The organism is Paenibacillus sp. FSL K6-1566 (assembly GCF_038050475.1).
GTDB lineage: Bacteria > Bacillota > Bacilli > Paenibacillales > Paenibacillaceae > Paenibacillus_AQ > Paenibacillus_AQ lactis.
Window position 1 is genome coordinate 3,078,898 of sequence record NZ_JBBOSR010000001.1, and the last position, 19,200, is coordinate 3,098,097.

Here is a 19,200-nt window from a genome sequence, read left to right on the forward strand (position 1 = left end):
GGAATTATTAAATTACACAGTTGAAAAACATAAAGTCGACCATACCATTGGAGACGTAGGAGAGCTGCAGCATTTCAGCTAATTCCTGCGTTTTTTTGTTTTTCACGTATAAGAGGAGAGGGGGCTTACTTCGAGAAGAGCGTGAAGGAGAATACATAATGGAGTTAAAAAAGATGCAGCAGTATATAGAAAAATTATCCTGAAACGATGATTGAAATTGGTTTGATACCAATACCAAGGGACTTTATAAACATGAAAAGGGTGGTTTATATGAGAAAACAACGGTATTCAGGGTTGATAGTGCTTTGGTTATTGGCGCTATCCGTCGTTCTGGCGGCATGCTCCTCCAGCCCGCAAAGCACGCAGACGGAGGCTGCGTCTACTCCCTCATCGACCCCTTCCGCGAATGAATCGTCATCGCAAGCGAATCAAGGAACGGGAGAACATTTACTTCAAGAGCCATTGCCTGCACAGGATTTGTCCAAACTACCGGATCGAGCCAAGCAGCGAAATGATGCGATTATCGTCACCTTGACGAACCCGAGCGGTGCGTTTACTCCATATTTTACACAGGTGGGATATGACGGCAATGTGAACTCCGTGCTATATACCCCGCTGGTCAGGGTCGATACGAACGGCTTGCCGGTCCCGGGACTCGCCGAGAAATGGGAGGTTTCCGAAGATAAGTTGACTTATACGTTCTTTCTTCGCGAGGGTTTGAAGTACAGTGATGGATCGCCAATGACGACAGAGGACGTCGAATTTACGTGGACCTTGCTTCACGATCCATCCTACGACGGCCTCAACAGCGTAGTGGAAACCAACATCAAAGGCGGGAAAGCATACAAGGAAGGTAAGGCCGATTCCATCGAAGGTATTCATGTGATCGATGAGAAGACAATATCCGTGACGCTGGAAGAGACCAATGCGACTGCACTGACGGTGCTGGGCGGCCCGATCTTATCCAAAGCCTACTATGGAAAGGACTATAAGTTCGGCAATCTGGATTACATTAAAAACCTGCACGCCAACCCGATCACGAACGGGCCATACAAGCTGGAGAAGTTCATTCCCGGCCAAGAAGTGAATTTTGTTGCGAACGAACACTATATTTTCGGAAAGCCGAAGACGGAGTATTTCATCTATAAGACGACCGAAGGAGACACTTGGCAGTTTATTGAAACGGGAGAGGTCGATTACGGCAGCTTCTCCGCTACGACGGATAATATCGAGAAGCTAAAGGGCCTCGGCTTCTTGAATTTGATCCCAAGCACAGCGAGCAATTACGGATACAATCAATTCAATTTGGAGAGGGACCATCTGAAAGACAAGCGCGTCCGCCAAGCCTTGACTTACGGGCTGAACCGCCAGCTGATCTATGTCGATTCCAGGCAAGGTGCAGGATCGCTTGCCAATATTCCATCCTCTCCAATCCTGTGGTCCTATACAGAAGAAGGGATTAATCCCTACCCGTACGATCCGGAAAAAGCAAAGCAATTGTTAGATGAAGCCGGCTGGAAGGTCGGTGCGGACGGCATCCGCGAGAAGGACGGGAAGAAGCTGCAGATCAACTATCTGGGATCGAAGAGCCCGAATACGGATATTTTTATCGCCGTTGCCAAGGAGAACTACAAGGAAATCGGCGTCGATTTTATCCCTGAGCAGTTCCCGGATTTCAATACGCTCGTTTCAAAGGTGAACGGCGGGGATTTTGACATGGCCTCATTCTCTACGACGATTATCAGTGATCCTTCCCAGGGCGTTAGCAGCTTTATTAAAGGGGAGACAAAAGGCTATAACAATCCTCAAATCGACGAGCTATATGCGAAAGGTTTAGCAACAGACGACATAGAGGAGCGCAAAAAGATTTACCACGAAATGTTCAAAATTCTTAACGACGAGCTGCCGATCATGTTTACCAACTATACCAAATCGGTGATTGCCATCAATGGCCGCATTGACGGGTTCGAGCTAAACCCGCTGGCGGGGATCGCCCACAGCTTGCCCGACTGGGAGCTTAAATAAGTACGCTTCAACCAGCAAGTGCCTGTGAACCGCTTGATAACAAAGACATCTCCAGCCTGGGCTTAGCAGGCCGGAGATGCTTGATTGAAGGAGAGAACATGAGAACCTATTTGCTCCGAAGATGTTTATATATGCTCTTGATTTTGATTGGCGCGTCCTTGTTGATCTTTTTCCTGTATTCTTTAACGCCCGGCGATTACGTCGACAACAATTTGAGCTTAAGCGAGGAGCGCAAGGCAGAGCTTAGGGAGATACATGGGCTGAACAAGCCGATTCTCGAGCGATACGTAAATTGGATGGCCAATATGTTCAAAGGCGATTTCGGGTATTCCCTGGCACAGCAGCGTCCGGTCCTCGATCTGTTTCAGGATTACATATGGAATTCCTTTTTGCTAGCGGTGGTCTCAACGTTCTTTACCTGGTTCTTTGCCGTTGTCGTCGGCGTACTGACGGCCTACAAACAGTATTCGCTGCTCGATACGCTGGTTATGGTCGGCATATTCGCCGCTATGTCCATTCCTTCGTTCTTTATCGGGCTGTTTCTGATCAAAGTGTTTGCCGTCGATTTGAAAATCCTTCCGCCGGGAGGAATGATTACGACCGGCAGCCGTGCCGTAGGCTGGGAATATGTCGCCCAGGTTCTGCATCATATGCTGCTTCCTGTTGCCGTCATGGTGCTGCTCGGCGTAGGCTCGCTGACCCGGTACTTCCGCAGCAACATGCTGGAAGTCATTAAGCAGGATTATGTCCGTACCGCCCGGGCCAAAGGGTTGAAGGAGAGAACGGTTCTTTATCGACACGCGTTGAAAAATGCGATGCTGCCCGCAATTACATTGATCGGCTTCGAGCTGCCAGGATTGTTCGGGGGCTCCATCATTATCGAGAAGATTTTTAACTGGCCGGGAATCGGTCAGCTGTACATGCAGTCGTTTACGGTCCGGGATTATCCGCTCTTGATGGGCTTTACGATGTTTCTGGCCATCTTGACGGTTGTCGGCACATTCATCTCCGATATCCTCTATCATACTTCCGACCCTCGGGTCAGGCTTTAGCGAAAGGAGGAGCTGCACATGTCCATTCAAACGACGGCTGGACGTGCGGAAAAAGCCATCCGCGCCCTGGATGTATCCGATTCGTTATGGCGGCAATCGATCCGCCAATTGCGCAAAAACAAGCTGGCGGTCGCCGGCTTCGCTTTTATCGTGTTTATGTTTCTGATCTGTTTTATCGGCCCGTTATTCTCGCCATATGCAGACGGCAAGATCAACCCCGCCAATATGCACCAGCCTCCGAGCGCCAAGCACTGGCTGGGAACGGATCTGCTCGGCAGAGACGTGCTCACAAGGCTGCTGCAGGCCGGCAGGATTTCGCTTACGGTAGGTCTCGCATCCATGGCGCTGTCGATGACCATCGGAACGGTTCTCGGTATCGTTTCGGGTTACTACCGCGGCGTTGTGGATCAGATCATTATGCGGGTTGCCGACCTGTTGTTCACGATCCCCGGACTTCCGATCCTCTTCATCATGGGGGCACTAATGTCGGATTGGAAGATTCCGACCGATTATCGGCTGTATCTCGTGATGCTGATGCTGAGCATTATCGGATGGCCGGGCGTGGCGCGCCTTGTCCGAAGCCAGATGCTGACATTAAGGGAACGGGAATATATGCAGGCTGCCGACGTGCTCGGCCTCAGCGATAAGCGGAAGCTGTTTCGCCATTTGCTGCCCAATGTATTTCCGCTGCTGATCGTAATCGCTACATTGAGCATTGGAGGGGCGATATTGTCGGAGTCCGCGCTCAGCTTTTTTGGGCTTGGGGTTATGCCGCCAACGCCGACCTGGGGAAATATGATCGATGCGGCCAACAATGTGATCGATTTCGAGAAGCGGCCCTGGCTGTGGATCCCTCCCGGACTGGCCATCTTTTTGACGGTCATTGCCATCAATATTTTCGGCGACGGGCTCCGAGACGTTCTCGACCCTAAACAGAATACAAGCAGGTGAACGGAAGATGAATTCATTAATCGAGATTAATAACTTAAGCACTTATTTTGAATCCGGCGCAGGAACGGTCAAGGCGGTTGACGATATTAGCTTCCGCATCCGTGAAGGGGAAACGGTATGCATCGTGGGGGAATCCGGCTGCGGAAAGAGCATCACGGCGATGTCGATCATGGGGTTGGTGGATGAACCTCACGGGAAAGTCGTTGGCGGTCAAATCCGGTTCGGAGACAAGGATCTCTTGAAGATCAGCAAAGAAGAGATGCGGCGCATCCGCGGCAACGACATCTCCATTATTTTTCAGGAACCGATGTCCTCCCTTAATCCGGTCATCACCATCGGCAGGCAAATTATGGAGCCGCTCATGCTTCATCAAAAGCTGAACAAGAAGCAAGCTTATGCCCGGGCGCTGGAACTGATTGAGTTAGTCGGCATTTCGAGGGCTGAACAAATTGCGGCTTCATACCCGCATCAATTGTCGGGAGGCATGCTGCAGCGGATCATGATCGCGATCGCAATCTCCTGCGGCCCTAAGCTGCTGATTGCCGACGAGCCGACAACGGCGCTGGACGTAACGATCCAGGCTCAGGTTCTTGAAACGCTCCGTCAAAGCAAGGAGCAATCCAATATGTCGATCATGCTGATCACGCACGACCTCGGCGTGGTGGCGGAGATGGCGGACTATGTGATTGTCATGTATGCCGGGAAGATCGTTGAGGAAGGGGATGTCGAGGAGCTGTTCGAGCGGCCGAAGCATCCATATACCCGGGGACTGCTAAAATCAAAGCCGATCATCGGTCAACGAGCAGAACAGCTGTATTCGATACCAGGGCAGGTCCCGAGTCCGCTTGAATTGACGGAATCGTGCTATTTCCATGATCGGTGCGAATCCTGCATCCCGATCTGCCGAATCCGGCAGCCGAAGCTAAGCGAAGTGGCAGCCGGTCATTTAGCAGCCTGTTGGCTGTATGAAGAGGAGGCGGAAGCGTGAGCGAAGCATTGCTTGAGGTGCGCCGTTTGAAAAAGTACTTTCCGATCAACGCGGGGCTGTTAAACCGGACGGTCGGCTACGTTAAAGCCGTGGACGATATCAGCTTCACGATCCAGCCGGGAGAGACCTTCGGTCTTGTCGGCGAATCCGGGAGCGGCAAGAGCACCGTTGGACGGACCATTTTGCGGCTGCATGAGAAAACGAGCGGGGACGTGCTTTTTAAGGGAATCCCCTTTCACGGGCTGCCCAAAACGGAGGTCCGCAAGCTTAGACCCAAGATGCAGCTGATATTCCAGGATCCGTACAGCTCGCTCAACCCTCGCATCCGTATTGGCGATGCCATTGGCGAATCCTTGCTGGAGCATGGTTTGGCGGAGAAGGATGAGCTTCGCGACGTTGTGCTCGATGTGCTCGAGGCGTGCGGTCTTTCCTCCTATCATTACAGCCGGTTTCCCCATGAGTTTTCCGGCGGACAGCGGCAGCGGCTCGGCATCGCCCGGGCTCTGGTGCTGAACCCCGATTTTATTATTGCCGATGAGCCGGTCTCGGCGCTCGATGTCTCCATTCAAGCCCAAATCATTAATTTGTTCCAGAAGCTTCAGCATACCCGGGGATTGACCTATTTGTTCATTTCCCATGACTTAAGCGTAGTCGAGCATTTGTGCAACCGGATTGGGGTTATGTACCTCGGCTCGATGATGGAAATGGCTTCACGGGACGAACTGTTTAGCCGGCCGCTCCATCCCTACACGAAAGCGCTGCTCTCGGCAATTCCTGTGCCGGTGCCGAGACTGAAGCGGGAGAGAATTGTTCTCAAGGGCGATATTCCGAGTCCGGCCAATCCGCCTTCAGGCTGTAAGTTTCATACCCGCTGTCCGCTTGCCACAGCCCAGTGCAAAGAGCTAGTGCCCGCATTCCGTCTTGTCGGCGACGATCACTTTGTTGCCTGCCATTTGGTGTAACACGGGGGTGATTACGGGCAATCTCTGTTTTGACTGATGGCTAAACGAATAAATGTTTCGGACGATAGAAGCACGAAGAAATGATAAAGCCAATGAAACAACGAACGGGCATGCTCCTTTCGCTTGCGCTCATTCAAAAAAACCGCGAAACATCGCGGTTTTTTTGCGTGTAACATTCCTGCTTGATTCCATCGTTAACCAGTTTTTTACTTTGTACATCCGGTCCGTCATGATAGAATATGAACTTCACTGTGAAAATAAGGAGTGCAAGGAATGGATTTTCAATGTTGTAAGGCTAAAAAAATCAAAAACCAACGAGTCATGTCGAGAGGCTGCCGCTTCATATACATGGATCAGAATGATGTGTCTCGGAAGAAGGGAGGGAGCATGTGAATTCGAAAGTGAAAGCCTATCTCCCGATGTTATGGATTCTGGTCATTCCGGTACTGAACATCTTTTACGCTGTACTGAACCAGGCGCATCTGCCGGTTTACAGCCTGATGACGGATCTGGATGCCCAAATTCCGTTTGTGCCGATGTTTATCATCCCTTATCTGATATGGTACCCATTCATCATCATCGTTCTGTTTATGCTCTGTATCAGGGAGCGTAGTGTATATTACCGGACGCTGCTAACCCAGTGTCTCGGTTTGGTTGCTTGCTATATCATATTTTATCTGTTCCAGACGACGGTTGAGCGTCCGACCGCCATGGGGACGGGGATTTTCGAAGGCTTAGTGAACCTGGTGTACAGCACCGATAATCCTTATAATTGCTTTCCCAGCATTCATGTGTTGACCAGTTATTTAATGATCAAGGGTGCAATGGCTTGTGCATCCTATCCTAATTGGGAACGGACAGCGGTGAAAGTATGTGCCTGGATGATCATTGCTTCGACCCTGTTCGTGAAGCAGCATGTCCTTCTGGACATCGCCGGTGCCATCGCGGTGGTCGAGCTGCTATGGTATGGGGTAGGCAAGCTATCGTTGGGTCAGCAATCGAAGTTCAAGGGAGAAGTCGTTCGTCAAAATTTAACGGCTGATTAATAAATTATTTCTAGATATATCAAATGGTAAATGTAAGTCTCAGGCGACTGCACGAAGCAGTCGTCTTTCTTTTTGATCCTTACGATAAAGTCACCAACGTTGCATCATAAAGTCATGAAGATAGTGGCCCGGCAAAATCAAATGGCTATAAAATGGGGATGTAAAGGTTTACATGTCGTGACAAAGGGGTTGGAACATGAGAGACACGTCTCATTTTATGAAGAGTTTGAAGAAGTATAAATGGCTGCTGCTGATGACGTTGCCAGGGATCGTCTATTTATTCATCAACAACTATATCCCGATGTACGGCGTGATTCTAGCATTTAAGAACTACAATTATGTCGATGGCATTTGGGGAAGTGCATGGGCCGGATTTGATAATTTTAAATTTTTGTTCAACTCACAGGATGCTTACATCATTACCAGGAATACCTTCCTTTACAATTTCGTCTTTATTGTGCTGAATCTGGTCTTAGCGGTTCTGGTTGCGCTGCTGATTAATGAGATTAAGGATAGAGCGATCAGCCGATTCTATCAAAGCACATTTCTGCTGCCGCACATTATCTCTATGGTCGTGGTTGCCTATCTGGTCTACAGCTTTCTAAATGTAGATAGCGGCCTTGTGAACAGATTATTGATCAATTGGTTTGGTTCCGAGGCGGTTTCTTGGTATGGTGAGCCCAAGTATTGGCCATACATACTGGTCATCGTCAATGCATGGAAGAACGTAGGATATCTATCCATCATTTACTTCGCTGCCATTATTGGTATAGACAAAGAATATTATGAAGCCGCCACGATCGACGGAGCAAGCAAGTGGAAGCAGATGACCCGGATTACCATCCCGTTAATTTTGCCCGTGATCATCACCATGACCCTGCTTGCGGTTAGCGGCATTCTGCGGTCGGATTTCGGATTGTTCTATCAGGTTCCCATGAATACTGGCGCTCTGATCCCGACAACGAACACCATTGATACTTTTGTCTATCGTGCCATGATTCAATCGGGGGATATAGGCATGTCAACTGCAGCTGGATTCTATCAGTCCGTTGTTTGTTTTGTACTGATATTAGTAGCGAATACAGCCGTAAGACGGATTAATAAACGAGACGCTTTGTTTTAACAGAGGGGAGGTCAATGTAGTGAAGGAAGTGAGCGCAAAAAAATGGATCGGCGCATCCTCGATTCACCTGTTCTTTTGGGCATTTACATTTGTATCATTAATTCCGTTCATTCTTGTCTTTATGGTGTCCATTTCAAGTGAGGATTCCATCCTGCAGAACGGCTACTCGCTGTTTCCAAGTCAGATCAGCTTTGCAGCCTATCAATTTTTATTCAACGATTTTTCGGAAATCGCGAAAGCTTATGGGGTTACGATCTTGTCCACCCTGGTCGGTACTGTCGTCAGCCTCTTCATAACAGCGCTTTTTGCTTATCCGTTATCCAGACCCGAGCTTCCGTTTCGCCGCACCCTTTCGTTTTATATTTTCTTCACCATGCTGTTCGGCGGCGGAATGGTTCCTTGGTATATCACTTATGTGAACATGTTTGATTTGAAAAATACGATTATGGCCATGATCATTCCCAACTTGCTGTTAAGTGCCTTCAATGTACTGCTTATGCGCAGCTTCTTCGCCTCGAGCATTCCGGAATCCGTAGTTGAATCGGCCACAATTGACGGCGCAAGCGAAATGAAGATCTTCTTTAAAATCGTTGTTCCGCTTTCTTTGCCGATTATGGCGACGATTGGACTATTCAACACGTTAGCTTACTGGAACGACTGGTACAACTGTATGCTGTTCATCGATAAACCCGAGATGTATAACATCCAGTACCTGATGACAAAGACGCTCACGAACATTCAGTATCTTCTAATGAAATCCAATAGCTCGGCCCAGGTCGGGGAGCTGCTCGCCACAATGCCGAGGGAAACCGTACGCATGGCCCTTGCCATTGTTGGGATTGCTCCGTTGATGTTTGCCTACCCGTTCTTCCAGAAGTATTACATAAGCGGAATTACAACCGGTGCCGTGAAAGGTTAGCTTCAAAACCACTGTTCAATTGAGGAGGTGGGGCAGGCGATTCGCACTTTAATAACGCTCTTTGAGAGAAGATGAATGTTGAGAGGAGAATTCAGGGATATGAAAAAGGCGCATTACCTAGTGCTTATATTCATGCTTTGCGGAATACTGGCATTAACAGGTTGTAGTAAGGGGGCTGCTGGTACCACACCGACTCCAGCGGATCAAACAGGAAATAATTCGGATTCCTCGCTTAGCCCTTATAAAATAACGCTTGTTTACCCGGCAACGGCTCCTAAAGATTTACTGGTTGTTCAGGAAGAAATGAGCAAATATTTGACGGAAAAGATCAATGCTACGATTGAGCTCAAACCCATTGAGTGGGCTTCATGGGATGATAAAACCAATTTGATGAAAATCTCCAATGAGCCGTTTGATCTGATGTTCACAGCCAGCTGGTTCTCGTATGCAAAGGATGTTGCTAAAGGGCAGTATCTGGAGCTCGATGATTTGATGGCCCAATATGGCAAAGAAATTCCGGGCATCCTCGGTGAGGAATTTATTAAGGGATCCAGAATCGGAGGCAAACTGTACGCACTTCCCACCAAGAAAGAATTCGGGCAGGGGTTCGGATTCCTTCTAGACAAGAAGCTGGTAGATAAATACAAGTTCGATATTAGTGGCGTCAAGACGCTGGAAGATATGGAAGCGATGTTCAAGACGATTAAGGACAATGAGCCTGGTGTAACTCCAATCGTTTCAAGCAAATTCACAAATATTTGGGATGCAGCCAATTACGATTACATCGTGGCCAATCTCGCGATTCCACGGGGAAGTAAAGAATTGAAAGCCGTGGATACCCTGGAAGACCCAAAATTCATCGACTTCTACAAACGAATGCATCAGTGGAATCAGAACGGCTGGTTTGATAAGGATATTCTTACGTCAGACGCTGACCAAGGGATGAATATGATCAAGGCGGGCAAAGCCTTTGCGGTTGCCCAATCCTTAAAGCCAGGGAAAGACAAGGAAATGAGCATATCATCGGGTGTAGAAGTTGTACAGGTAGAGACGGCGGAGCCGTTTACAACGACAGGAGACGCGCAGGGCGCGATGCTCGGAATATCGCGTACTTCTAAGGATCCGGCAAGAGCGATGATGTTCCTGAATCTGCTATACAGTGATCCGAAGCTGCTCAATATGCTGTACTGGGGTATCGAAGGTAAACATTATGTGAAGAAATCCGATAATGTGATTGATTATCCTGAGGGCGTGAATGCGGACACGCAAGGCTACCCAAATCCGGGAGGCTGGATGTTCGGGAACCAGTTCAATTCTTATTTATGGGTAAATGAAGATCCGAATAAATGGGAAGAGTTCAAGAAGTTTAATGAACGTGCGGAGCATTCGATTGCGCTCGGGTTTGCTTTTAATCAAGAGCCGGTTAAATCAGAGATGGCATCCTTAGCGAATGTCGAGAAAGAGTTCGGGGCTACGCTGAAATCGGGAGCCGTTGATCCTGAGAAGATTATTGCCAAATGGAAAGAAAAACGGAAGTCCGCGGGCTTTGATAAAGTGAAAGCCGAAGTGGAAAGGCAACTGGCTGAGTGGGCTGAGACTCAGAAGTAACAGGGATTAAGGAAAAAGGGGGATTCCAGACCGGGACGATCGATGTGTGTCCTTTATGGGATTCCTTTTTTACCAGTATATCAATATACTCAAAGTGTAGAATGAACTTGTCGAATCACGCAGCTCATTCTGCTAACCTTTTATAGAGCCGGAGTAGTATATGATGTTGAACATTAGAGACTCGCTTCGTTTTAAGTTGATCATCGGATTCTTCACCATTGCCGTACCTCTTGTCGCCCTCCTCCTCTACAATAATCATTACGCGTCCAATACGATTCGAGAACAGGTGGCGGACTCCAATAAAAATTCGATGATCCTTTATTCGCATCAGATCGAGGCAGCTCTGAACAAGGAAACGAATTTCTTGTACAATATCGCGGTTGAAGATCCTAATATTGCGGCAATCTCGCAGCTTCTCGATGATTCTGACGAGTACTTTCTTGCCAAGGCCAGAATTTTGAACACACTTACGCGATACCACCGGTTCGACAACAGCGTCGATCTTCAGTTTATCTACTCCGTTCAGAAGCAGGATCTATTCTATACGCCGATCAGGACCTCGTCCTATGACGAGCTGCTGTCCATCCAAACAACCATTGAACAGCTGGTTAAGCAAGTAAAGCCGGACAGCAGCTATTTCGGGGAATGGAAAGCCATTGAGTATAGCCGGCATAACTACGCGCTGATCAGACTGGTCGATACGGGAGATGATTTTTATCTCGGTGCATTCGTAAAGCTGGAGAATTTGATGATACCGCTGGATATGATCCATCTGGAAGCTGGCTTTGCCGGATTCGTGAATAAGCGGGGTGAAATGGTAACCAACACATCAGCTATTGGAACGCAGCGTCTGGACACTGCCCTCGCCTCCGAGTCCAATCAAGTGTATCAAATGGTGAGGAAGGATGATCGAAAATACATCGTGGTCATGGATCAAATTCAGGGCACCGATGTCATTTTAAGCGCCTTCATTCCGGAATCGCAGATGCTGAAAAATCTATTTCACTTCCGGAGAGGGATTATCATCATATCCATCGTGGCGTTAATTATTCTGGTGATTTATTTGGTTTATCTCAATGAGACGATTCTTAAGCCTATGAACGATCTTGTACGCGGAATGCGCAGGATCAAGCATGGGGATTGGACTACACGGCTTCATTCTTCTAAAGCAAAGGAATTCACCATCATTAACGAAACTTTTAACAGCATGGCCTCCCAGATTCATGAGCTGAAGATCAGCGTATATGAAGAGCAGATCAAAGCGCATAAGGCAGAGCTCAAGCATTTGCAACTTCAGATCAACCCTCATTTCTTACTGAATTCCATCAATATCGTTTACAATCTGGCTGAAATCAAAAATTACAGCGTGATCCAGCTCATGTGCATGAATCTCGTGAAGTATTTCCGTTTTACAACGAAAACGAATCAAATCGCCGTAACCATCGCGGAAGAAATGGAGCATATGGAGAGCTATATTAAAATACAGCAGCTCCGGTTTCCGGCGCGAGTCAGCTATGAAATACATATTGCCGAGGGTGCAAATCAAGCGGCAATTCCGCCGCTCTTAATTCAGCCTTTTATTGAAAATGCGATCAAACACGGCTTTGATTTCATGGATTATCCATTTCATATTGACATCCGTATTACTTTGCTTGAGGAACATCAATTGGAAATTGTAATTTCAGACAACGGGAATGGCTTCTCTCGGGAAGTGCTGCAGCAATTGCAGTCGGGCAGTTACCTAGAGAATCAGAATGGAGAGCATCTAGGGATTACCAATGTGCAATATCGGCTTAAACATATTTTTGGACAAATGACTCGACTGGAGTTCGATAATATGCCGGATTCCGGAGCAAGGGTACGGATTGTCATTCCTTTCCGAACGGTAGAGCAGTTTTCGTCATATTGATATGGGGGGAGTCGCAATGTATACGGCACTTATTGTAGATGATGAGATCTATGCGGTGATGGGGATCAAGAGCGGCATCCATTGGCAGGAACTGCAGGTGTCCGAAGTGTATGAGGCATATAATATGCGAGACGCATTGCAGGTATTTGAACGTACGCGGATTGATATTATGATCTGTGATATTGAAATGCCCAAAGGGACAGGAATTGAGCTGCTGGAGCGGGTGAATGATATTTCTCCCGATACGGAGACCATTTTCCTGACGGCTCACTCGGCTTATGATTTCATGAAGCGAGCGATTCAGCTGGATGGCTTTGATTATTTATTAAAACCGATCGAATTCGATGTTCTTCAAACAACCATTGCCAAAGCGCTGCATGCTATAAAAGAGGAAAGAGAGCTCCGTCATATGAGAGAGCACTATAAACCTTATTATGAGCTGTGGCGGAAGAAAAAAAGTCTCATTACGGATAAGTTCTGGAACGATGTGTTCTCGGGCAGAATCGTCTGTACTCCAGCGAATGCTGCGGATGTTCTTGAAGAGCATGATCTCAGTGGACTTCAGGATGCCGTCATTCTCCCTGTGCTGGTGAGCGTGGAATCCTGGCAGCGTGAGTTCAGCACAAGGGATGAGGAGATGATGGAATACGCCATCCGCAAAGGAGCATCCGAAATGCTGCTGTCCGCCGGCAATGGAGAGGTCATTCAGACCAAGCAAGGGGTAAATGTTGTGCTTCTTGTTGGAGAGGGTGGAACGAAGGAAGATACTGCCCATGAGCTGAAATTGCGATGTGAGAAGTTCATTCAAGACTGTTATAACTATTTCGGTTGTAAAATTTCCTGTTATATCGGGAATCGCTCCTCACTGTATGAAATTGCGGATACGTATAGGCAGCTGCTGGAGATGGAGTACAACAATCTGAACAAATCCAACCAAGTGTATATGCTCGCTTCATTAGGCAGCCATTCAATGAAGACCATGATCCCGCGAATATCGACCTGGACCCTTCTCATGGAGCATGGGCAGTTGGAGGAGATCCGGCGAGAGATACGCGGTAGAATCGCAGAGTTAAGCGATAAACCTAATCTATCGCTAATGGAGCTTGAAGGCTTTCGGCGAGAATTTATGCAAATGGTCCATTATATTCTCCATAAGAACGGACGATCTGCCTTTGAGCTGTTTAAGGATGAGGAAGGAATGCTTCTGTACACGCAGCCCCGCAACCTTGAACAATTGGAAGCTTCTGCGCTTCAAACGGTTCAGATCATTCATGATCAGTTACATTTGAAACCGTCTGTGATTGAACGAGTACAATCTTATATACAAGAGCATTTAAGCGAGCCGATTACAAGAGAGCAGCTTGCCGGTTTCGTGCATCTCAATCCCGCTTACCTATCGCGCTTATTCAAACGCGAGGTCGGGGAATCGATATCGGACTACATGCTGCATGTCCGGATGTCACAGGCCAAAGACTTGATCGCGACCTCATCCATCCCAATTTCGGATGTAGCCAAAACGTTTGGATATCATAATTTTTCGCATTTTTCCAAAATGTTTAGAAAAGTGTACCATGTCTCCCCTCAAGAGTTCAGACTTCAGTCCAATCCTAATGTTCTATAAGTAGAGAGCAGCTCCTTTAGCCTATCGGCTTACCATTAGGGAGTCGGTAGGGGAGCATCATGCTGAACTTCGTCAAGGGAGACTAGCTCGACAGATTGTAAAGTAGAAAAAAAGACCCGTGCAGGGCTAAACCGAAGAAGAGCCCACGTCGAACGTGGGCTCTGGTCATGATGCCATGTTTGAATGAGCTATTTAGAATTCACGTAGCTGCTTAACGAGATCCGAAGCAAACGTATCCGTAAACCGGAGGCGTCCATTCGCTTGGATGATCAGCCCTTCATTCATGCGGTGGTCCAGCCATTCGGTAATCCATCCAGGAGCATAGCCGCCTTGGCCGAATTCCCCGCCAAATGCAATCATTTGACTATAGTTCGCCAAATATTGATCTCGATTCGTATCCGGGTAAGACTTCACGTATAGCCAAAACTGCACGTCATACATCAGATAAGATAATTCATCCGCATGAAATGAAAAGTGACCTTTCTCTTCAACAATACGGGTACAGATGCTGCGGATCTTTTCATTAATATGCTCCACTTCCGTGACTTGAGCGCAAAGCTCCTCAAGCAAAGGCGAGAATTTCCCGTGGGCGACCTTGTACAAATCCGCTTCCTTGTCCTCCTCCGAGGTATCATATTCCTCCTCGCTTACGAGCCCCCGGATGAACGCCTCGAAGTTTTCAGCCAGGAACGTAATCTCATAATCATCTTCCTGATCGACATGGATCACCTCGGGTTCACCATCTCTTCCGCATGCCCGGTAGTCGAGCATCACGACATCATGCCCGGCAGAAGGACAATCGCAGATCACTACGCCAATGTCTGGGTAGCCCCATTCCTCGATCATAAACCGACTGCCGAGATCACCGCCAATCGAATAGCTTTTCTCACGGCCAATTCCCATGATCCCCGTAATGGCAATATGGTCTTCCGCCCAAGAAGTGGGCTCCTCGGTCGGGAAGCAGGTGTTCTTCGGAACCCCTCCGTTTTGCTGCTTCATCAGCGCAATATAAGCGGAGGGGAGCTTGTATCCAAGCTCTTCCTCGATGGAGGCGATCAGCTCATCCGTCGGCGGGGCGGATTGGTAGGAATCTCTTGCATACTCGCTGTCGTCCCAAAAATCAGCTAACGGCATGTTGTCACACGGGGGAGCCTCCGGCACCGACCCGCGGGACGCCAAGGCTTTTCTTTTGGCAGCGATTCGGCGCTCTTCTCTGTCCTGCTTCTCCGCTTTTTGCAAACTCCAGCTTAGCAATAATTCGGTGTGCTCATCGCCGGGCTCCAGTTGATCAGAGGTAGCTAATGCCTGAGCAGCTTCTTTATATCTTTTCAAATGATAGAGAGCGTAACCTACCCGATAATGCCACAGCGGGTCGTGCTGCCCCGCATCAGCAATTTTATCGAATTGGCGGAGTGCATCTTCATATTGTCCCAGGTTGTTATACGCTCTGGCCAGTCGACTGACGGCCTCGTAGTCCCGTTCCTCCTCGGGAACGGTTAACAGCACATCCACGATTTGCTGATGTTCGTCTTCATCATGCCATTGGTTCAATTGCTCCGTAAGGGTTTGTTCCATTCCAGCCTCCATAATATAATCATATTTTTTCATTAAAAAATCGTCGAGAGCCATGCAGCGCCTCCGCCAGCGATCGTCAACACTGCTCCTGCCGCCAGTCCCCATTTATGCTTTGTACCAAGCCCAAGGTGCCCAATGAATCGCGGCAGGATCCAGAGGAAAGCAAGAAGCGAGAATGCACCTTGAACAGCACCCCAAATTACTAGATTCTTGGCTTGATTCAAGTAGGCATCAGCCTGATCTGAAGAGGTAAAGGCAAGCGATGCACCGTTCCGGGCGTTCCAATATGTAATGACCATAAACACAATCAAGGTGAGTAATGTCGAAAAGACGGTTGACGTAAATCTAAATACGCCGCCGCTTGTTTTCGAAGATTTGGCTTCAGGCAAACCGATTAGGAAGAATACAAGACCTACCAATACCACCCCACCAGCTATAGTACATAGAACGCCGTTCACGATACCTCCCGCCATTAAAAGCATAATAATCATACGCTGCTCCAATCGTTGTGAATGATAGACTCGCTTGGCTACGATAAGTATAAGATTAATGTACTTTATGCCATTTGTGCAAATATATCCAATCCACTCACTTTTATTCGGCGCCTATCTATTGAAAGATATTCATTCTACCGATATTGAAAGAGTACATATCTTTCATATTTCAGGAGGAATCGATCATGAAGAAAACAGTCATCTTACTATTCAGTGCGGCAATGATACTCGGGACCACCGCTGGTACAGCATTAGCCAAACCGGGAAACACGCCGCCTGGCCATTCAAGTCATGATGTCAAAGCTAACGAATCCAAAGAAACCAAAGAATCTAAAGATAAAAATAAAGATAAGGATAAACAAATCGAAGCGAATCAAGACGGGGGTATCCAGTCTTCTGATCCGGTTAAGCAAGAGGAAAAGCCTGATCAGGAGCCGGCATCGACGGAAACGGAAAATGGGGACAGCAGTACAGCCGATAAGTCGGAGCCCAAGGAGAAGGGCCATAAAGGATACAAAGGTCTGCTCAATGCTATTCAAAACGTAAAAGATAAGCCGGCTGGTGCTGTTCTGGCCAATATTTTGCTTTCAGAATATGAGGCTGAGCTGACCGACGAACAGAAGAAAGAACTTGAAGCTATAGTTGAAAAGGACGAGGCGCTGGAGAAGGCGGCGGATATGCTCGATAAGAACGGTAATGTAACCGACGCTGTGTATGTGCAGGAAGAAGCGATTAAAGTGAATTTTAAAAACCTGGACCTGTATAAAACTTTAGGAAAGCTCAATGACAAGGCTGGTAAAAAGAATGGAGTCAAGCTATATGTTAACGGCGTTGCTGCTGACACCGAGCCTTTTGTCAAAAAAGGCAATACCTTCGTTCCTTTCCGCGCCATCGCTGAGGCACTGGATGCCGAAGTTGCATGGAATCCTCAAGATCGCACGATCACCGTCACAAAGGATGGGGTAATTATTCAACTTCTGGTGGGCAGTAAAGCTGCAAAGGTGAATGGTAAAAACGTGACCTTGGATGCGCCAGCCACCGTGACAAAGGGCAGCACCTATGTGCCGGTACGTTTTATAAGCGAGGCATTGAATGCCACCGTAAAATGGGAATCCGAAAGTAAAACGGTTGTTGTCTATGAAGAGGGACAATAACCTAAGTAACATGGCCCCTCTATTTTGCTGAGGGTGGATGTTCATTGGAAGTGTAAAGAAAGCGAAGCCGTTGACCTTGGGTGGTCAGCGGTTTTTTTTGTTTATGGATAAAACTTATAATTGGCATGATTTTGATAAAAGGAGGCACTCTATAGGCAACTTACTTATCTAATGCAGCGAAGGAAACACATGTCGATTATTAAACCGTCTCAAATTGCACACTCGATTTATGAGATGATGGAGAAGCGCTTCAGCGGACGGGTATTAAAGGGATCATCCCTAACTGGACCAAAGGTGAAAGGGCTGAATGGGGTGGATTTTTTCGAAAGTAAAGAATCGTTGACAGCCATCGAATGGATCTTTAGGGGAATTGTCAGCTTTATTTTTTTGCTGATTGCTGCCAAATTTCTAGGCCAGCGCTCCATTTCTCAATTGAGGTTTCTCGATTTCATTCTTGCTCTAACGCTCGGCAATATTATCGCTCACCCGCTGTCCGATGAAGAGTTGGGTTTAAAAGGGTCCATGATCACGACGATCGTCCTCATTGTGCTATATATCGCAACGACATGGCTCGGGCTGAAGTGGCCGTTCTTTAAACGGTATTTGGATCCGTCGCCAATCACGCTCATCAAACAAGGCCTCATTCAGTTTGAAAACTTATCGAAAGCAAGGATCTCTATAGATTATTTATTCTCCGAGCTTAGGAAAGAAAAAGTAGAGGATGTCCAAAAAGTAGCGCTGGCATTATGGGAGCCAGGAGGAACCATATCCGTCTTTATGGACACCCCCTACCAACCGGTGACACCGGCTAACCTGAAACTAGAGACGCAGCCGTTCACGATCCTAAGACCGATCATTGTAGACGGCAAGGTCGATATGTCCCTTCTTCAGGAAATCGGAAAGGATACCGGTTGGCTGCTTACACAAATCGCGCCCATTTCGAATATTCAGGAGGTGTCGTTAGCGATCGTTGAGAACGAGACCGTACGGGTGTTTTCAAGAGCAAAAGGTAAATAAGCAGGTGTATATTATTAATGGAAGAGAGCCATGATAGGGGCTCTCTTTTTTATAGGTTAATTCAATGACTCCAGTTATTTTTTAACAATCATTAAAAATAATTCTTGAACACTCATTAAATAAATGGTAATATACAGCAAAAAGAAAGGGAGGACTCACGTTGGCACGCCATAAAGAATTTGATACGACGGAAGTATTGACCAAAGCGATGGAGTATTTTTGGAGACATGGTTTTGATGGATCCTCCATCAATGAGCTGGTTCAGCATGTTGGAATCAAGGCCCAAAGCCTATACAACACGTTTGGAGGGAAACGGGATTTATATTTATCGGCCCTCAAGCTTTATGTGAATCGGAGCACGGTTGTTGCCACGCTCGAACAGACTCCATCCGGAAAGCAAGCCATCATCAAGGTATTTCATGATTTATTATCCAGCCTTTCACAGCCCGATCATCGAGCGAAGGGCTGTTTCATGGTGAACACTTGCGTAGAACTAGCGTCGCATGATGCCGAAATCGCAGACTTTGTTGAGAAAGAAAGCCATCGCGTGGAAGACGCCTATCTCCTCGCATTAAGCCGCGCCAAGGAACAAGGCGATCTTGGCGACCGATACCAAGATTTGAGGGCTCTGGCGCGATATTTAAACAATGCGCAAGCCGGGCTGATCGTTACCGCAAAAACGGTTTCGGATCCGGCTGTTCTTGAAGATATTATCCGGGTGACGCTTTCGATTTTTGATTGAAAGCGAACCTCTCT

The 19,200-nt window shown here is 47.5% G+C and carries 16 protein-coding genes; 14 read left to right on the plus strand and 2 right to left on the minus strand.

Annotated features, from left to right (window positions below; genetic code table 11):
• Window positions 1–270: 270 nt before the first annotated feature.
• The 11 genes from NST08_RS13565 (at window position 271) to NST08_RS13615 (ending at window position 14,204) form a co-directional block, all read left to right on the plus strand.
• Window positions 271–2,025, plus strand: coding sequence for an ABC transporter substrate-binding protein (locus NST08_RS13565; protein WP_341033580.1), 1,755 nt, complete (start codon window positions 271–273; stop codon window positions 2,023–2,025).
• Window positions 2,026–2,123: 98 nt separating this feature from the next.
• The gene (locus NST08_RS13570; RefSeq protein ID WP_210094910.1) at window positions 2,124–3,077 is read left to right on the plus strand and encodes an ABC transporter permease; all 954 of its coding nucleotides are present in this window, start codon (window positions 2,124–2,126) and stop codon (window positions 3,075–3,077) included.
• Window positions 3,078–3,095: 18 nt separating this feature from the next.
• Window positions 3,096–4,028, plus strand: coding sequence for an oligopeptide ABC transporter permease (gene opp4C, locus NST08_RS13575; RefSeq protein WP_341033578.1), 933 nt, complete (start codon window positions 3,096–3,098; stop codon window positions 4,026–4,028).
• A 7-nt stretch (window positions 4,029–4,035) separates the two neighbouring features.
• The gene (locus tag NST08_RS13580) at window positions 4,036–5,016 is read left to right on the plus strand and encodes an ABC transporter ATP-binding protein (protein WP_210094912.1); all 981 of its coding nucleotides are present in this window, start codon (window positions 4,036–4,038) and stop codon (window positions 5,014–5,016) included.
• Complete coding sequence (locus NST08_RS13585; protein WP_341033576.1) at window positions 5,013–5,978, plus strand: ABC transporter ATP-binding protein; 966 nt, start codon at window positions 5,013–5,015, stop codon at window positions 5,976–5,978. Before NST08_RS13580 ends, NST08_RS13585 begins: the two co-directional genes overlap by 4 nt.
• Before the next feature lie 389 nt (window positions 5,979–6,367).
• A complete protein-coding gene (locus tag NST08_RS13590) occupies window positions 6,368–7,024 on the plus strand; it encodes a phosphatase PAP2 family protein (RefSeq protein WP_210094914.1) in 657 nt (218 codons plus the stop codon).
• A 196-nt stretch (window positions 7,025–7,220) separates the two neighbouring features.
• The gene (locus NST08_RS13595; protein WP_251535071.1) at window positions 7,221–8,147 is read left to right on the plus strand and encodes an ABC transporter permease; all 927 of its coding nucleotides are present in this window, start codon (window positions 7,221–7,223) and stop codon (window positions 8,145–8,147) included.
• A 19-nt stretch (window positions 8,148–8,166) separates the two neighbouring features.
• On the plus strand, window positions 8,167–9,066 hold the full coding sequence (locus NST08_RS13600; protein ID WP_341341845.1) for a carbohydrate ABC transporter permease: 900 nt from the start codon (window positions 8,167–8,169) through the stop codon (window positions 9,064–9,066).
• 303 nt (window positions 9,067–9,369) lie between these two features.
• Window positions 9,370–10,674 carry an ABC transporter substrate-binding protein gene (locus tag NST08_RS13605; RefSeq protein WP_341341846.1) on the plus strand — a complete coding sequence of 435 codons (1,305 nt, stop codon included), beginning with the start codon at window positions 9,370–9,372 and terminating at the stop codon, window positions 10,672–10,674.
• A gap of 160 nt (window positions 10,675–10,834) precedes the next feature.
• The gene (locus tag NST08_RS13610) at window positions 10,835–12,583 is read left to right on the plus strand and encodes a sensor histidine kinase (RefSeq protein WP_341341847.1); all 1,749 of its coding nucleotides are present in this window, start codon (window positions 10,835–10,837) and stop codon (window positions 12,581–12,583) included.
• A 16-nt stretch (window positions 12,584–12,599) separates the two neighbouring features.
• On the plus strand, window positions 12,600–14,204 hold the full coding sequence (locus tag NST08_RS13615) for a response regulator (RefSeq protein ID WP_210094919.1): 1,605 nt from the start codon (window positions 12,600–12,602) through the stop codon (window positions 14,202–14,204).
• Window positions 14,205–14,396: 192 nt separating this feature from the next.
• On the opposite strand, the gene NST08_RS13620 is transcribed toward NST08_RS13615, so the two are convergent.
• Together NST08_RS13620 and NST08_RS13625 are read right to left on the minus strand one after the other, a co-directional pair.
• Complete coding sequence (locus NST08_RS13620) at window positions 14,397–15,779, minus strand: SMI1/KNR4 family protein (protein ID WP_213614008.1); 1,383 nt, start codon at window positions 15,777–15,779, stop codon at window positions 14,397–14,399.
• 32 nt (window positions 15,780–15,811) lie between these two features.
• Window positions 15,812–16,270 carry a hypothetical protein gene (locus tag NST08_RS13625; RefSeq protein ID WP_144878533.1) on the minus strand — a complete coding sequence of 153 codons (459 nt, stop codon included), beginning with the start codon at window positions 16,268–16,270 and terminating at the stop codon, window positions 15,812–15,814.
• Window positions 16,271–16,458: 188 nt separating this feature from the next.
• Between NST08_RS13625 and NST08_RS13630 the strand changes: the two genes are divergently transcribed.
• The 3 genes from NST08_RS13630 (at window position 16,459) to NST08_RS13640 (ending at window position 19,186) form a co-directional block, all read left to right on the plus strand.
• Window positions 16,459–17,427, plus strand: a complete 969-nt coding sequence (locus tag NST08_RS13630; protein WP_341341848.1) for a copper amine oxidase N-terminal domain-containing protein — start codon at window positions 16,459–16,461, stop codon at window positions 17,425–17,427.
• 312 nt (window positions 17,428–17,739) lie between these two features.
• Window positions 17,740–18,444, plus strand: a complete 705-nt coding sequence (locus tag NST08_RS13635) for a DUF421 domain-containing protein (protein WP_341342627.1) — start codon at window positions 17,740–17,742, stop codon at window positions 18,442–18,444.
• 160 nt (window positions 18,445–18,604) lie between these two features.
• On the plus strand, window positions 18,605–19,186 hold the full coding sequence (locus NST08_RS13640) for a TetR/AcrR family transcriptional regulator (RefSeq protein ID WP_210094922.1): 582 nt from the start codon (window positions 18,605–18,607) through the stop codon (window positions 19,184–19,186).
• The last annotated feature ends 14 nt before the right edge of the window (window positions 19,187–19,200 follow it).

Bases quoted from the DNA above. Each gene is read 5' to 3' on its own strand.
- NST08_RS13615 (WP_210094919.1), top strand. From the start codon at position 12,600: ATGTATACGGCACTTATTGTAGATGATGAGATCTATGCGGTGATGGGG.
- NST08_RS13630 (WP_341341848.1), top strand. From the start codon at position 16,459: ATGAAGAAAACAGTCATCTTACTATTCAGTGCGGCAATGATACTCGGG.
- NST08_RS13565 (WP_341033580.1), top strand. From the start codon at position 271: ATGAGAAAACAACGGTATTCAGGGTTGATAGTGCTTTGGTTATTGGCG.
- NST08_RS13595 (WP_251535071.1), top strand. From the start codon at position 7,221: ATGAGAGACACGTCTCATTTTATGAAGAGTTTGAAGAAGTATAAATGG.
- NST08_RS13605 (WP_341341846.1), top strand. From the start codon at position 9,370: ATGAGCAAATATTTGACGGAAAAGATCAATGCTACGATTGAGCTCAAA.
- NST08_RS13570 (WP_210094910.1), top strand. From the start codon at position 2,124: ATGAGAACCTATTTGCTCCGAAGATGTTTATATATGCTCTTGATTTTG.
- NST08_RS13625 (WP_144878533.1), bottom strand. From the start codon at position 16,270: ATGATTATTATGCTTTTAATGGCGGGAGGTATCGTGAACGGCGTTCTA.
- NST08_RS13580 (WP_210094912.1), top strand. From the start codon at position 4,036: ATGAATTCATTAATCGAGATTAATAACTTAAGCACTTATTTTGAATCC.
- NST08_RS13610 (WP_341341847.1), top strand. From the start codon at position 10,835: ATGATGTTGAACATTAGAGACTCGCTTCGTTTTAAGTTGATCATCGGA.
- NST08_RS13620 (WP_213614008.1), bottom strand. From the start codon at position 15,779: ATGGAACAAACCCTTACGGAGCAATTGAACCAATGGCATGATGAAGAC.
- opp4C (WP_341033578.1), top strand. From the start codon at position 3,096: ATGTCCATTCAAACGACGGCTGGACGTGCGGAAAAAGCCATCCGCGCC.